The sequence below is a fragment of the Pseudoalteromonas sp. SR41-1 genome (genome assembly GCF_014164015.1).
In the GTDB taxonomy this organism is placed as follows: domain Bacteria; phylum Pseudomonadota; class Gammaproteobacteria; order Enterobacterales; family Alteromonadaceae; genus Pseudoalteromonas; species Pseudoalteromonas distincta.
Genome location: NZ_JACJEK010000016.1, coordinates 39,274 through 54,875 on the forward strand (window position 1 = coordinate 39,274; position 15,602 = coordinate 54,875).

The window sequence follows — 15,602 nt, forward strand, 5'->3', positions numbered from 1 at the left end:
TGTTTGAGCTTAATCTAGTTCTAAAAACTTGCGTATCTCCGGTAATTTTTTCATACCGTCTTCATAACCAATTTGCATTAAATGCTGGGTGTAGCGTTTTTCAAACAATAGATAACTGGTTAAGCTCGATTGCGAATGTTTTTTAACACCTATGGTACGTAGCAATACTTTAATAGCCCAAGGCATATCGTCGTAATACTGTGCTGCAATAGCATTAAAGTTTTGCGATGGGTTAATTACAAAGGTATCTATTTGTTTAAGTTCTTGATGTTTGTCACGCGCGGGTAATAGCCCTAATGTTCGGTTAACACGAGCCAAACGCTCTAAATCCGATTGCATAGTGTCGGTAAATACACTGTCTAGTAAATGCCCCGCAACAGCAGAGAGTCCAGGATAATGTGGCGAATAACCCGGCGGGTGTAATTCTTTAGGTTGATCGACCCCAATAATAAATATTTTTTCAGCGCCTAAATGAATCGACGGACTCAGCGGAGAAAGTTGATGTATAGAGCCATCACCAAAGTAATGGTTATAAATATTTACACTTGGAAACACCATAGGAATGGCACTTGATGCCATTAAGTGCTCAACATTAATACGAGTTGCGCGGCCTTCGCGTTTAGCACGTTGCCACGATGTTTGCGTATTAGATTGAAAAAATGCAACCGAGTCACCCGTTGTATAACTTGAGGCCGTAATAGAAAGCGCATCTAAATAATTACGGTGTAAATTGCGCTCAATGCGGTGTAAATCTAAAATCTCGTTTAATAAACTACGCAGAGGGCGGTTATTTAGTAAGCTCGCTGGTGGGTGGTTAATATGCTCTGACTGAAAGCTCGTTAAGATATTGCGAGCAATATGACCAAACACGCTTAAAAAGTCACTTTTATAGACCATAGAGGTTGAAAAGTTTTTCCAAACTGATTCGAGCTTTCGTACAGCCAAATGCGCACAAGAAGCGTAACATGCCAATGCAGCTGAGTTAATAGCGCCAGCGGAGGTGCCATTTATTACTCTAAATGGCAATGGAGCGGTACGAGGCATACTATGAGCTAGCGCTTTTAGCACACCCACTTGATAAGCAGCTCGTGCGCCACCACCTGTAAGTAATAAGGCAGTTTTAGGTTTTTGTGGATCAACTTGCTTGATTTTCATATTGGTGGTTAAACTGTTCTACGTCTTTACTTTATTTATTAACTGTAAGTCTTTAAGCTAGAAGAATCAAAGGATAACTGCCCTAATGCTTATTACATTATTTAATCACCCAATTTAGTAGGTAACTTACTTTGCTATAATTGTCGTATTATAAAATGTCATAGTATTTGTGTAAGAATGAATTTAATCCACTTAGCGTACTCTAAGTGATATCGCATTTTAATTTTTATGGAGTTCGTATGTCAGATAAACCAGAAGCATCAGATGTTCAAAAACGTCCACCTAATAACAATATTCTTTTCGCCGTTATTATTTTAATAGTCGTAGCATGTGCGGCCGCCTTCGTATTGCTCACACCAAGTGACGAGCAAGAAACACGCACTGAGGTAGAGCCCGTAGTTAAAGAGCAACCTATGATGGAGCTTAAACCCGAGAACGACCCAGTGGTAGACGCGCCATCTGTAATGCCAGAAAAACCAGCCGAGCTTGAAGTACCAGCACAAAGCCCAAGTGAGCCGGAGCCTGAAGTGGAGCCACTACCAACACTTAACGAAAGTGATGCAGTTGTAGTTGCTAAAATGGATGAGTACCTAAGCGACTCAGTAATGAGCCTAATGGTAACCGATGATGTAATTCGCCGTGGTGTTGTATTTGTAGATAACCTAGCTAAAGGTAAGGTAGCTAAAAAGCACACGCCTGTTGTACAGCCAGAAGAGAAATTTAGCGTTAATGAAGGGGATATCCTCACAATTAACCCTAACAGCTACGAGCGTTATACCCCGTATGTGAAAATATTTACCAGTATGAGTGCAGCGCAAGCCGTTCGTATGTACGAAGAGTACAAGCCACTTATTAATAATGCATACAGTGAAATTGGTTATGGCGATGATGAGTTTAATCAAACGCTAACCGATGCAATCGATTTATTACTTGATACGCCAGAGCCTGAAGGTGACTTGCCGTTACTTCGCGATTCAGTGACGTATCAGTATGCGTTTTCGGAGTGGGAGCAATTACCTGCTGCGCAAAAACAGCTTTTACGTATAGGTCCAGAAAACATGAAAAAAGTAAAAGCAGCACTTCGTAATATAAAAGCGCAGTTAGAGAACAATTAATACGCACTAAAACAGCTAAATACGTCGCGATTGTATATGAAGTATGCAATCGCACTTTCTTTTTAGATTATCCCTTGAATAACAGAGCAAAAGTAGAGATAATCCTTCCCGCGCCAACCAAGGCCCTCAATGGTAGTCTTATTGGTCCTCTCGCAACACTAGCAGGCGAACCTGGTCAGGCCCGGAAGGGAGCAGCCACAGTTTGTGACGTGTGTGCCGAGATGTGGCTGGTAAGACTGCCACCCAAATTCCTCATTTGGGTGTTGTTTGAAGTATAAGTTGACATATTTGTACTAAAAGATGGCATAAACCAGAAGCATAAGATGACATAGTTTAGTATTAACCAAATTGTTAAATGGCTCACTCACATTTGCACTTCGGCTTTTTGCCTTTTCCAATAACTTGATAAAGGCTACCACTGACTGTTTTGATTAGCTGGTTCTGAGGTGATATTTCCACTATTCTTGATGTGCTAATATAATCGTTTGTTGCGAATCGGTACGTCATGTCATCGACATAGATATCCCATAAAATTTATCCAATCATTTTCTTCACCATCAAAAATTGAAACTTAAGGGTGTTTAAGTCTTAATGAGAAATATCTATTTCTACTAAATTAATCGGAATTTTTTAGCATTAAAAAACTGGCTTTGGTATCAGGAGCTTTTAATTTAAGAAAACCAGTCACTTTATGCCATTTTATGATTCAACTCTATGCCAACTTATACTTCAAGCAACATTGGGTGTATATCGCTAACTCCTTAATATATATATTTTTTCACTAAATTAACCCATAATACCTAATAGTTTCCAGCTCCTTTTCTCGCTAGACAACTTTTAACTTGTACGCAATAATGTAGCAATTATATTAATTTAACACTGCGTGTTAACAAAGTACTCTAGGGTTGAAGTAATGCCTCAAAGAAGTAAGTGGACACTCGCTGTTTTATTAGGGTTGCTAGGGGGTTTAGTTAACCTCTCGCCGTTATATTTTTTCGACAGTTCTGAGTTTTTATTTGGGCAAGTATTTGTATTATGTAGCTTAGTGTTTATTGGGCTGCGTTATGCGTGCTTAAGCCTTGCGATCGTATCTGGCTTTTTACTTTATAGGTGGGGGCATTGCTGGCCGAGTATTGTTTATTTACTCGAGCTTTTTTGGCTTTACACTTTTTGTTTACGCCGCTCTAAACCCATACTCCCTCTTGGTACTGTTTTTTGGCTGTTAGTTGGTTTACCTATAATTTGGGGAATAGGGCAGTTTCTTATTGGTCTGCCATGGTTAACGCTAGTTGTTGCAATATCAAAGTACCTCATAAATGCGTTAATTAGCTTAGCTTTAGTTGATTTATTTAGTGTATTTGTACCCCACGCCAGCCGTGCCTATCAGGGCAGGCCTCTTGCTCGCATTCTTAGCTATGTTGTAAGCGTTATTATTATATTGGTTATACTGCTTACCAGTGTAATTTTAGTGAACGATCACCACTCTCGGTTAGAGTATGAGGTAGACGCCCAACTTGAAGAAAAAGCCAAATATATAAGCACTCAATTAAGTGATTATTTAACGTTTCATAAAAATGCCATTGTAATGAGTAGCGACGCCATAAGCGCGGGCACAGATAGTGAGCAGCAGTTAAAAAGGCTAATGGATCTATTTCCAGGGTTTGCTACAAGCTTGTATGCAAACCCTAGCGGCTACGTCGAAATAACGTCGCCTAATAACCTTATAGCGGGGCTAACTAAGGCGCAGCGTAATGTCACTGATCGCGAGTACTTTAATCAGGCTAAGCAATATCCTCTCGGTTATAGCGGTGGTGTGTTTCAAGGGCGAGGGCTTGGCAATGAAGCCATTGTTGCGCTGTCGGCACCTATTTATCGTGATGGTGAGTTTTTCGGCGTAGTAGAGGGGTCGTTAAAGCTTGGACGATTAGAGCAGTTTGTTCCTAATTTATTTGAAAATACTGGCGAATTAGTTGTACTGGATGATAAGCAAAAAGTGGTTTTTAGCTCGCTTGAGCAGTTTAAAATATTAACCGACTTTAACGAAGATGGTTTTAATACGCGTAATATGGGCGATAAAAATTTATTTCGCTCCAATAATAATGAGGTTTACCATAGTTCTAGATATGTTAATCCGCAGAGCAAATGGCAAGTAATCACTTTTTATAATCGTAAACATTTGAGTATGGCTGTAGCCAAAGCCTGGCTGCCAAGTATTTTGCTAGGCGCTATGCTAATTATTATGGTGGTGCTGTTTGTACGCCAACTTGCAAACTTATTAGTGCAGCCAATTAGTGGTTTAACTAATTTAATGCAAAGCTTTAATAAATCAAAAAAACATACTTTTAATACAGATTCAAGTTGGCAAGAAGTATTGCAACTACAACAGCAGTTTGAAATGCTAGCCACTGCGCTGCAGCATTCAATTGAAAACCTGCAAGCGTCAAATATAAAAAACCAAGACCTAAACAAACAACTCAGTGAGTTTAACCAGCAGCTAGAAAAACAAGTTGCTGAGCAAACTAACAAGCTTAAGCAAGCAGTAGAGCGTGCTAATTTAGCTAATGTGGCTAAATCGCAGTTTTTAGCAAATATGAGTCATGAACTACGCACCCCAATGAACGGTATTTTGGGCATGGGTGAAGTATTGCTGCGTGATAGTTCGTTAACCGACGAGCAAAGAGATCTTTTAGATACGCAACAAAAAAGTGCTCAAAACTTATTAAAAATCTTAAACGATATTTTAGATTTTTCTAAAATTGAGGCTAATGCAATGCAAATTAGCCCGCGCCCAACAAACTTAGCGCCGTTTATCGAAAATATTAAATCGTTGTTTTCACCCATTGTAAGCTCTGACGATGTGCAGTTTATAGTTCAGTGTAGTAACACCTTGCCAGATTGTATTAACGTAGATGATTTACGCTTAAGCCAAGTTATTATTAATTTATTATCTAACGCGTATAAGTTTACTGAGCGCGGGTTTGTGCGTTTATCGTTTGATTACAGTGGCCAGCAATTATTTGTGAGTGTGTCTGATAGCGGCATTGGCATAGAAAAAGATCAGCAATCGTTATTGTTTAGTGAGTTTACTCAAGCTGATGTAGGTGTTGCGCGTAAATATGGCGGTACCGGGCTAGGTTTGGCCATTAGCCAAGGGTTAATTAAAAAAATGCAGGGTGAAATATCTTTAAATAGTGAACCCGGTAAAGGCAGCATGCTCAAGTTTTACATTAATGCGCCTAAAGCTGAGTTTATAAAGCACACAGCCGCAGTAAAGTCGCAATCAGTACCTGATCTTGGTAGCAAAAAATTACTATTGGTAGAAGACAACCCCATAAACCGCCAAGTAATTGCAAAAATGTTAGAGCCAACTCATATACAACTTACAATGGCTAACGATGGAATTGAAGCGTTAAAAGTGCTTAAGGGTAACACCTTTGACTTAATTTTAATGGATTGCCAAATGCCAAATATGGATGGTTACGAATGTACACAAACAATACGTGCTAACGAAGCAAACACTAAGGCACATGTGCCCATTATTGCAATTACCGCTAATGCCTACGAAGACGATAAACAGCGCTGTTTAAGTGTGGGCATGGACGATTTTGTATCTAAACCTGTAAATACACAAGGTTTGTACGAAGTAATCGCTAGGGTGATAAACGCGTACTAGCTTAGCGTTTATCACCACAACAAATTTTAGATAAAATCGAGCGTAAGTAATAAGCGTTGCTCGTTTTCAGCCACCGCTGGTGAGCGATGTACAAGCCCTGCACCTTCGTTTTCATCCCAGTACTCGCCTTTAAGCAGGGCAACATCACCTTGCTTGAGTTGATTAATATTATTTAGGCTTTTAAATAAGCCAGACTCTTCATCGGGTCTACCTAAATTACCAGTACCTAGCTTTGAGCGGTTTACATCGCTGTGATTTAACCACTGCGTAGCAACACCTTGATAGGTAGTAACTAGCCGGCACGGAATTTTGTCTACATGAAAACGCGGGCACATGGGTTTATCTAATATTTTTAGCCTTAAACCGGCGCGTTTTAAATCAAACAGGCAGCAAAACATTTCAACCAACAGTGCGATATCTTCACACAGCGCTTTAACTTCATCGCGGTTATTATCTTCTGGCTTAAGCGTTTTTATTAATTGATCAAACGCATCATCGGGCGATACCGCAAGTTCTAGTGGCTTTAAAGCATTTGCGCTAATGAGAGTATTAACTGCATTTGTTAATGTTTGCTCAAGGTCTCTTTGCCAAATAACAATGTTAGTGTCTTGGTTATAAATTTGTGGCAATACATCGGCGTCACACTCTTTAGCTGCTTTTCGGTACAGCGGTTCCGCAGGCTTTATTTGCGCAGTTATTGGGGCTAGGGCATTCATTACTCTTCCTCCCAAATAGGAAACGGGTCGTTATAGGTTCTCCAAAAGTCCTTACCCTTAAGTACCGCATCTTCTGGTAGTAGGCAGTCATCAAGCGCTTTAATCATCGCTTGTTTATTTAATGATTGACCAATAAACACAAGCTCTTGGTGCATGTCACCAAAGGGTTCTACCCATTTATTATTTATGTCAGCAAGCAGTTCAGGCTCTGTAGGCCAGTCTTTTTGGGGGATGGCTTTAAAAAACATACCAGCAAATCCGTAATGAGCTATACCGCCTGCTTGGCTCCACTGCGCGCAAAATAAAGGGCGTGTTGCTAACCAAAAATAACCTTTTGAGCGAATAAGTTTGCCAAATTGTTCGGTGCTATGAAGAAAATTATAAAACTTTTCTGGGTCAAATGGGCGGCGCGCAGTGTAATTAAAGCTGCTAATTCCATACTCTTCAGTCTCGGGAATATGTTCACCACGCATTTCTTTAAGCCACCCCGGTGCTTGTTGGGCACGTTCAAAATTAAATAAACCCGTGTTTAGCACTTCGTTAATATTAATATGGCCGTTTGAAATAGGAATAATGTTAGCTTGAGTATTAAGCGTATTTAAAATGGCAGTGAGTTTATTTAGTTCATCGTTTGTAATTAAATCAGTTTTACTAATTAAGATTACATCGGCAAATTCAACTTGGTCAACAAGTAGGTCGGCTACGCTTCGCTCGTCGTCTTCTCCTAACGATTCGCCAGTATCTTGTAAATCATTTGCTTGTTCGTAGTCGTTTAAAAAGTTAACGGCATCAACCACCGTTACCATAGTATCAAGGGTGGCAATATCACCCAGTGATACGCCATTTTCATCGGCAAATGTGAAGGTTTCGGCTACAGGTAATGGCTCATAAATACCGGTTGATTCAATAACGAGGTAATCAAAACGCCCATCTTTGGCAAGTTTGCCCACTTCAACAAGTAAGTCTTCTCGTAGGGTGCAGCAAATACAACCGTTGCTCATTTCAACGAGCTTTTCGTTACTGTGATTGAGCGATACATCGTTTTTAATAGTGGCTGCATCGATATTTATATCGCTCATATCGTTAACTATAACAGCCACTTTTTTACCTTGCCTGTTATTAAGAATATGGCTAAGTACAGTGGTTTTACCAGCCCCCAAAAAACCTGATAACACTGTGACGGGCAGTTTATTTATCATTTAATAATCTTACTAAATTACAATTAAAGGTATGTTATATTATATCAATTCCGTATTCCAGTAATGCTAATTAATTTTTTTAATGCTGAGCTGCAAATTTAGTGTGTTACTCAAAAACTCTTCATTCGAAAAATAAGGATGAATATGAAATTATTTACATTGCACACGTTAATGATAGTCGTTATCATTCGCAACGTTTTATAAACCTCTTCTCTGGATCAATATGTTTAACCAAAAATATCTGGCGCTCAGTATTGCTGCGTCTTTTTCTGCTTTTTCTAATGTGGCATTTGCCGAGCAAAATAACGATATTGAAAAAATAGAAGTAACTGGCCGTGCCCAGCAATTTTACCTAGAAACCGAAAGTAAAATTGGTACCAAAACTAATTTAGATCTTATTAAGCTTCCGCAATCGGCTCAGGTGTTAACCGAGCAACTTATTATTGACCAAGCCGCGCGCGACATTACCGATTTATACCGCTCTATTGCGGGTGTCAGTGAATACAGCTACTCAGGCGTAACTTTTCGTGGTTTTAGAGATGACGCCAATGTATTTTACGATGGCGTACGTGGCGACCCATATTCGGGCTTTGGTGTACCGCAGTTATTTAATGTTGAACGTGTTGAAGTATTAAAAGGGCCTGCCTCTGCTTTGTATGGCGGGGGCGAACCTGGTGGGATGATTAATTACGTAACCAAAAAGCCAAGCTACACACAAAAACGCGAACTAAAGCTTACTTTAGGTAACTACAACACCCGTGGTGCATCACTCGATATGACCGGCGGTTTAAGCGATACAATGGCTTATAGATTGGGTGGTTACTATGAAGAGCAAGACAGCTTTCGTAACAATGCAGACTCAAAAAACACCGAGCTGACAGGCGGATTGTTATTTGATTTAACAGATTCAACAACCTTAACCACAAGTGTTGACTACATTAAACAAGACCTAGGCGGAAACCGCTTACGTGGCGTACCGGTAGATGACAACGGTAACTTTTTAGTTGACCCAAGTTATAACGCCAATGAGGCGTTTGATTATCAAAATATGGAAGCTTTGGTGCTTCAAGCAGAACTTAGCCATTATTTTAATGATGATTTTTCGTTAAGTACTACGTTTCGTTACATGGATAACGAGCGAGACCAAGCCTACCATGAGTCGCAAAGCTGGGTAGATGTAAATGGTGATGGCGTTGCCAATATTGACGATGAAACGATTAAGCGTGAATACCGTAAGCAATTTCGTGCCAATAAAGAGGCAAGTGTAACCACCGACTTTGTTTATAACTTTGGACAAGGACAATTAACACATCAGTTTTTATTTGGTGGTGATTACCACACCGTTGATACCGAATATGACTACTTTCGTGCTCGATATGAGGCCGATGGCGTCGCTAATTTAAATATTTTTAATTTAAACTACGGTGAAACCGATCCAAGTACTTATAACCTTACCGACATGAACCGCGATGGCGTAGATACCGACCGATTTGGTGTATACGCGCAAGACGTAATTAGCATAGGCGAGCAGTGGACAATAATTGCAGGTTTGCGCTATGACCATTTTAAAGAGTTTAATCAAGAAACAGGTTTTAGTTACTCAGATAACGATATAACGCCGCGCGTTGCTGTTACTTATCAGCCAGTAGAAAACACATCGGTATATATTAATTACTCAGAGAGCTTTAACCCTACATCATCAGCCGACCAAGAAGATGTAGAAGGCGAAGGTAATTTAGAACCAGAGACCGGTAAGCAAACCGAGCTGGGTATGAAAAACCAATGGCTCGATGGCAAAATAATGAGCACCTTTGCAATTTACCAAATTAATAAAGAAAACGTGGTAATGAGCAACCCTGACGATACGGGAGCGGGGGATGGCATTGCTGCACTTTTAAATATAGGTGAAGTAGAAAGCCGAGGATTTGAAACAACTTTAGTCGGTGATTTATCAGCGCACTGGACCGTAACGGCTAACTACGCTTACAACGATACGCAAGTGGTAGACGGCGTAACGGGTGATACGCTTTCAAATACATTTGGAGATGGTTCGCGCTTTGCTAATGCACCACGACACCAGGCAGGTTTATGGACTCGCTACGCTATTGATTCAATTGACTCATCAATTGCATTTGGTGCAAATTACGTAAGTGAGCAACTGAGTACCAGTGGTCAAAAAGTAAAACCATTTACCGTATTTGATATGAGCTGGACGAGTCGTTTTGACGACGTATTACTGAGTGTAAATATTAATAACCTGTTTGATAAAGAATATGCTGTAAGTGGATTTAGTGAACGAAATGGCCATTTTCCTGGCAGCCCGCGTGAAATTATTGGGCAAATAACCTACAAGTTTTAATACTTATTAGCGCGAGAGTCACTCGCGCTTTTTTTAAGTGTCGCCTTGCACCTTTTTATCACTATTAAATTTAGCGGCTTCTTGAGTAGTGTTAATAGCCGTAATAGGGAAGGGGATTACAATACCTTCTTTTTTATAGCGTTTATGCAGGGCTTTTATAAAAGCAGATTTTACCCAAAAGCGATTAAAGTATTCTTTAGCTCTAAGCATCACCGTAAAGTTAATGCTTGATCTATCAAAGGTATGAAAAACCACAAAGGTATTGTAATCATCAACACCCCATTCGTGTGAAATAAGTATTTCACGAGCCACTTCAAGTGTTACTTGTTCAACAAATTCTAAATCTGAATCGTAATGCACACTTATATCAACAGGCACGCTTAGCTCTTTTTCAGGGTAAAAGTAATTAATAATACGCGATTTAGATAATTGGCTATTAGGTATAATAATCATATTGTTAGGTAGCATTTTAACCCATGTAGATCGCCAGCCTATATGATCAACAAAGCCTTGCTCCTTAGATTCAAGCTCAATAAAATCACCCACCCTTATAGGTTTATCTATTACTAGCTGCACGCCAGAAAAAAAGTTTTCGAGGGTAGGTTGCAAAGCAAGAGCAACAGCCAGTGATGTAATACCTAACGAGGCAATAATGGGCGTAATAGAAATACCTAACGTGCCCATTAATACCAGTAATCCCACTGACGATAATGTAACGCGTATCACGCCTTTAATTATGCTTTTTGAATTAAAAACCACGGCAGATTGTTTACCATAGTAATTAATAGTGCCAATAATAAAGCGGTCTAAAAACATAATAAGTGCAAGCAGAGCTAATACAATATTAATGCTATTAAAAGGGATCTGTTGAGAAATAGAAGTACCAATAATGAAAGTGTCGTGCTCTAAAATGGTGAGTAGCACAATAATTGTGCACAGTGTTAGCGGCTTAGATATTGACTCTATTAGTAAAGTATCGAATATAAATTTGGTTTTTGAAGTCCATTTTTTTAGCCAGTACATTACAAAAAAACGAATTAAAAACAGTAGTATAGCTATAAGTAAAAGGGAGGACGCTGCGCCTAACCAAGGTGTGTTGTTAGAAAATTCCAGCGCTTTATTTAGCATAACTTAAACCTGTTCAATATAGTTTTATATATTGCAGCAAGTTATGTACCTTTGTTTGGGTAAAAGTAGCTGCCGAGTTTAGTCGGCAGCAAATATTATACTTTTTTGGCTAACCACATACCGCCTAGCACGGCTGCAAAAAACAATAAAAACTCCATTTTAAGAGATACTAATTGAACCAAGCCCGGGCCTGGGCATATACCACTTAAACCCCAGCCTAAACCAAAAAGTACCGAGCCGATAATTAAGCGCGCATCAATTTTTTTTAAATCACTTAAATTAAACGTTCCTGAAAGAAGTGGCTTCTCTTTTTTTGCAACCCATAACCATGTAAGCATCATTATTAGCATGGCAACAGCCATCACTATAATTAAGCTTGCGTCCCATTGGTTTCCATACGTAAGAAAGTTAATCACTTTAGCAGGGTTTGTCATCCCGCTAATAATAAGTCCTAAGCCAAATATAAAGCCTATAACAACCATCATAATTGCTTTCATTATTTATCCTACAAGGTTTGCTGTAATGAAGGCGACAAGCATAAATGTGCATGTTGCAACCCAAGAGCGAGTAGAAAAGCGCGACATGCCGCACACACCATGGCCACTTGTGCACCCATTAGCTAACGTTGTACCAGCGCCAACTAAAAGCCCTGCAACAACAATAAGCCAAGGCGGTAATTGCAATTCGCCTTCTAATAAAGATGGCGCAAATACCCTTACAGCCACTCCTGCCAACAACAACCCTAAAATAAAGTATAACTGCCAACGAGAGTCTGAATTTGCTTTAGCGAATACAGACTTAACAATGCCTGATATGCCCGCAACTTTTCCGTATAAAACCAGTAATAACGTACACGCTATACCTATTAATGCCCCGCCTATTGCAGCCGATACTGGGGTGAATTCTGTTATCATTTTTAAATTTCCCAAACAATAGAAACGCCTAAACCGGTTTGTTTCATTTCGATTGATAATTGTTGATTAGGCGCTAAGTAGTTAGCACCCGTTACTTTTTTTGCTGGCGAATAAAAAGCCATAGCGTTTAATTGTACCTTGTTGGTAAAAGAATGGCTAAAGCCAGTAGTAAAATGCCACTCTTGAACGCCCGGGGCTAAAATATTAAGCAAAACGTTTGATGAAGGAATAGGTTGCTCGGTATAAGATACCCCAAAACGAATTTTTTGTTGCGATGTACGTTGCCACTGATAGCCAAGCTTATAAATAGTCATATCGTTCCAGCCAAACCCAGCGCCGGCGTTAGCCCCTAAAGGTGCTGACACCAAGTTACTGATTGGATTTGCAATACTTTTTACTTCGCTGTAATTTATTTTTTGCCAATCAAATACAACCTGATTAGCTGGGGTAAGCTTATAAGCTGCACCAAGTTGAAACGAACTTGGCAGATCAAATCCGCCTTGCTCTGCAAACAAACCTTTATAGCTATCAAACTCTTGCATAGACACTGATGAGCGGTAACTCGCCCCCCAGCTTAATGACGAATTTATATCTTGGCTAATACCTAGTTGAATGCCTAAGCCTGTGCTTGTATCGGTGCCATTATTTGTAAGCGCTTGGGGTGATTGCGAAAAAGGAGCAAAGTTTCCAAGCCCTTGCGCTTCAAACTGTTGCACCACGTAAATAGGGGATACACCAAGGCGTGTTTGTTCATTCAACTCATAGCTTACTGTTGGGCTAATAAAGAGTTGTTTTAAATCAACGCCCGTTGTACCAGCGTAAAAAGTCCCCTCAGGAGAGGATTCTGCGCCGTACTCGGTATTCATACCGCCGTTGCCATACACTAATAAGCCAATATTTACTTTTTCATTTAATTGATGGCCAATAGCAAACTCTGGAATTGCAAATACAGTGTTGTCGCTTTTTTGTGTTTTTGCTTCAAGATAAAATGCGCCAGGGTAAAAAGTATCTACTTTTGATGCAGTATATTTTCGTTCAGGTGAAAAAAGCTCTAAGCCCAGAGATAGCTCTGTTCCGTTAGGTAAAAAGGTTGCTGGATTATTAGCGCCAGACATTAATTCTTCTGACAGCGCTACACCTGCGCCAGCCATGCCTTTGTGGGTCATGCCATAGCCGTGAGTAAAATAACCATTAGTAGCAAATGCACTGAACGAACCTAACGTACACGTTAAAGCTAAGCCTGAAATTAACTGTTTTTTCATTTTAGTAAATACATAAAGTTGGAATGGGCGGACAATAGCTAATTTTTGATATTCTAAAAAGGAATTTAAATAGATTAGTTATAATAAAAGGCAATACGGCAATGGTTATAAAGTTAAAATAAATGAGCGTAGATTGCTATTCAACCTTAACTTAAGTTAAAAGTTTCGCTAACGTATTGAGCTGTAGTGATATTTAAGTATGCAATCGGTAGCTATAAACTTTGGTAGTAAAAGCTTGCTGGTAAAAGGAGCGTTTACGTATTAACAGCAGTTTAAAATATATTTATTAATTAACGTTTAGCTCATCTAAACAATCACTCTTAAATAACGCCATTGTATGTAAAAGCACAGCGGCGATTAATATCACCGCTTTTAAAAATTACATAGATTCGAGCGTTTTACCGCGTGTTTCTTTTATGTATTTAACAACAAAAAATATGCTTATAAGTGCCGATAACGCATAAAAGCCATAAGCACCGGCAAGGCCAATGTTAGCCAGCATAATAGGGAAGGTCATGGTAATGGCAAAGTTAGCAATCCATTGTGCGCTAGCTGCAACAGCAAGGGCTGCACCACGAATACGATTATTAAACATTTCGCCTAATAATACCCATACAACAGGGCCCCAACTTAAGCCAAAAAATACCACAAATAAGTTAGCCATAATCAGTGCAAAAGTACCCATGTTATCGCCAAGGGCAAGTTTGCCTGCTTCATCAAGGCCTGCGCTACCAAATATATAAGTAAGCGCGCTTAAGCTAATAAACATACCAATACTGCCTACAAGCAACAGTGGTTTACGGCCAACTTTATCAACTAGGGCAATGGCAATAAAGGTTGATACAATATTAGTAGTACCTGCGAGTACATTTATAAATAGCGATTGCGACTCGTCAAACCCAGCGGCTTGCCAAAGCTCAGAGCCGTAATAAAACACCACGTTAATACCCACAAATTGCTGAAATACACTCAGCGCAACACCCACCCAAACAATTGGGTGTACTTTTTTACTGCCATCAATAAATAAATCACGAATACTTGGCTTTGTATCGCTATGCAATGAGCGTTTAACATCGCTTATTTGCGCATCAAGGTTGTCGTTCGATATTTTACTAAATACCGCTTTTGCATCGCCTACTTTACCTTGCGCCACTAAATAACGAGGCGACTCGGGAATAAACAACACACCGACTAAAAATAGTACAGCAGGCACAAGCTCTGCCCAAAACATCCAGCGCCAAGCGGCTGTATCAAGCATTAAAATATTTTGCGCGCTGCCTGCTGCATCAGCAATTAAGTAGTTACTTAAAAAAGCAGCAAATAAACCCAATACAATAGCGAGTTGTTGCAGTGTAGCTAAACGACCACGTAGTGCTGGTGGCGCAACCTCTGCAATGTAAGCTGGCGCTAATACCGATGCCGCACCAATACCTAAACCACCAAATAAACGGTAAAAAATAAACTCTGCAGAGCTTTCGCTAATGCCCGAACCAAAAGCACTAATGGCAAAAATAATCGCGGTGATGATCATTATTGCACGGCGACCAAATTTATCAGCCAGCGGCCCCGCAGCAAGCGCACCTAGGGCGCAGCCAAGTAACACAGACGCTACGTTAAAGCCCGTAGCCACACTGCTTGAATTAAATGCCTTACCGAGTGCCGACACCGTGCCGTTAATAACACCTGAGTCAAAACCAAATAAAAAGCCACCAATAGCAGCCACGGCAGAGATAAAAATTACGTAAAAAAGAGAAGTGTTTTCAGCTGTGTTGGCTGAGAGGGAAGGCGGTGTGTGCGTTGTCATTATATGCCCTGAAAGTTACATTAAATATAAAAGAGCATAATATCGTAAAGTGTTATGGTTGAATATGCTTGTGCGGGTATAAAGGGGTTGGTGAGTATAAATTGAGCCGTCTTAAAGGTTTTAATTTAAAGGTATTAGCTTAAAGGCGTTAAATTCAATACTTTAAAATTAAGTTACTGCCTTTTTAGATAACACAAACTGAATTTTAATAAATAATATGATTTGTATAGGAAGTGCCTGTTGGAACAATATTACTGATCTGTACCTTTAAGTGTGC

11 protein-coding genes and 1 other RNA gene are annotated in these 15,602 nt (G+C 39.7%); 4 read left to right on the forward strand and 8 right to left on the reverse strand.

All coding sequences use genetic code 11. The annotated features are described in order from the left end of the window. Positions 1-9 precede the first annotated feature (9 nt). On the reverse strand, positions 10-1,155 hold the full coding sequence (locus H5118_RS14425; RefSeq protein WP_002958292.1) for a patatin-like phospholipase family protein: 1,146 nt from the start codon (positions 1,153-1,155) through the stop codon (positions 10-12). A gap of 239 nt (positions 1,156-1,394) precedes the next feature. On the opposite strand from H5118_RS14425, the gene H5118_RS14430 reads away from it, so the two are divergent. The 3 genes from H5118_RS14430 (at position 1,395) to H5118_RS14440 (ending at position 5,943) form a co-directional block, all read left to right on the forward strand. Continuing rightward, positions 1,395-2,270, forward strand: coding sequence for a DUF3014 domain-containing protein (locus tag H5118_RS14430; protein WP_182749226.1), 876 nt, complete (start codon positions 1,395-1,397; stop codon positions 2,268-2,270). Between the two features lie 139 nt (positions 2,271-2,409). Beyond that, an RNA gene (gene ffs / locus H5118_RS14435) (signal recognition particle sRNA small type) lies at positions 2,410-2,506 on the forward strand. Positions 2,507-3,183: 677 nt separating this feature from the next. Then, positions 3,184-5,943, forward strand: a complete 2,760-nt coding sequence (locus H5118_RS14440) for a response regulator (RefSeq protein ID WP_182749228.1) — start codon at positions 3,184-3,186, stop codon at positions 5,941-5,943. A gap of 26 nt (positions 5,944-5,969) precedes the next feature. On the opposite strand, the gene H5118_RS14445 is transcribed toward H5118_RS14440, so the two are convergent. Together H5118_RS14445 and zigA are read right to left on the reverse strand one after the other, a co-directional pair. Continuing rightward, positions 5,970-6,659, reverse strand: a complete 690-nt coding sequence (locus H5118_RS14445; protein ID WP_182749230.1) for a DUF1826 domain-containing protein — start codon at positions 6,657-6,659, stop codon at positions 5,970-5,972. Continuing rightward, the gene (gene zigA / locus H5118_RS14450) at positions 6,659-7,858 is read right to left on the reverse strand and encodes a zinc metallochaperone GTPase ZigA (RefSeq protein WP_182749232.1); all 1,200 of its coding nucleotides are present in this window, start codon (positions 7,856-7,858) and stop codon (positions 6,659-6,661) included. Before zigA ends, H5118_RS14445 begins: the two co-directional genes overlap by 1 nt. 223 nt (positions 7,859-8,081) lie before the next feature. Here zigA and H5118_RS14455 point away from each other — a divergent pair, with 223 nt between their 5' ends. Further along, entirely contained in the window at positions 8,082-10,217 is a 2,136-nt protein-coding gene (locus tag H5118_RS14455; RefSeq protein WP_182724550.1) for a TonB-dependent siderophore receptor, read from the forward strand. A gap of 33 nt (positions 10,218-10,250) precedes the next feature. On the opposite strand, the gene H5118_RS14460 is transcribed toward H5118_RS14455, so the two are convergent. The 5 genes from H5118_RS14460 to H5118_RS14480 form a co-directional block, all read right to left on the reverse strand. Beyond that, positions 10,251-11,345 carry a mechanosensitive ion channel family protein gene (locus H5118_RS14460; RefSeq protein WP_182696034.1) on the reverse strand — a complete coding sequence of 365 codons (1,095 nt, stop codon included), beginning with the start codon at positions 11,343-11,345 and terminating at the stop codon, positions 10,251-10,253. A gap of 95 nt (positions 11,346-11,440) precedes the next feature. Continuing rightward, complete coding sequence (locus tag H5118_RS14465; protein ID WP_002958285.1) at positions 11,441-11,842, reverse strand: DUF6691 family protein; 402 nt, start codon at positions 11,840-11,842, stop codon at positions 11,441-11,443. Between the two features lie 3 nt (positions 11,843-11,845). Continuing rightward, a complete protein-coding gene (locus H5118_RS14470) occupies positions 11,846-12,259 on the reverse strand; it encodes a YeeE/YedE family protein (RefSeq protein WP_076914943.1) in 414 nt (137 codons plus the stop codon). A gap of 2 nt (positions 12,260-12,261) precedes the next feature. Further along, entirely contained in the window at positions 12,262-13,521 is a 1,260-nt protein-coding gene (locus H5118_RS14475) for an OmpP1/FadL family transporter (RefSeq protein WP_182749233.1), read from the reverse strand. 379 nt (positions 13,522-13,900) lie between these two features. Further along, on the reverse strand, positions 13,901-15,325 hold the full coding sequence (locus H5118_RS14480; protein WP_182749235.1) for a sugar porter family MFS transporter: 1,425 nt from the start codon (positions 15,323-15,325) through the stop codon (positions 13,901-13,903). Positions 15,326-15,602: the final 277 nt, after the last annotated feature.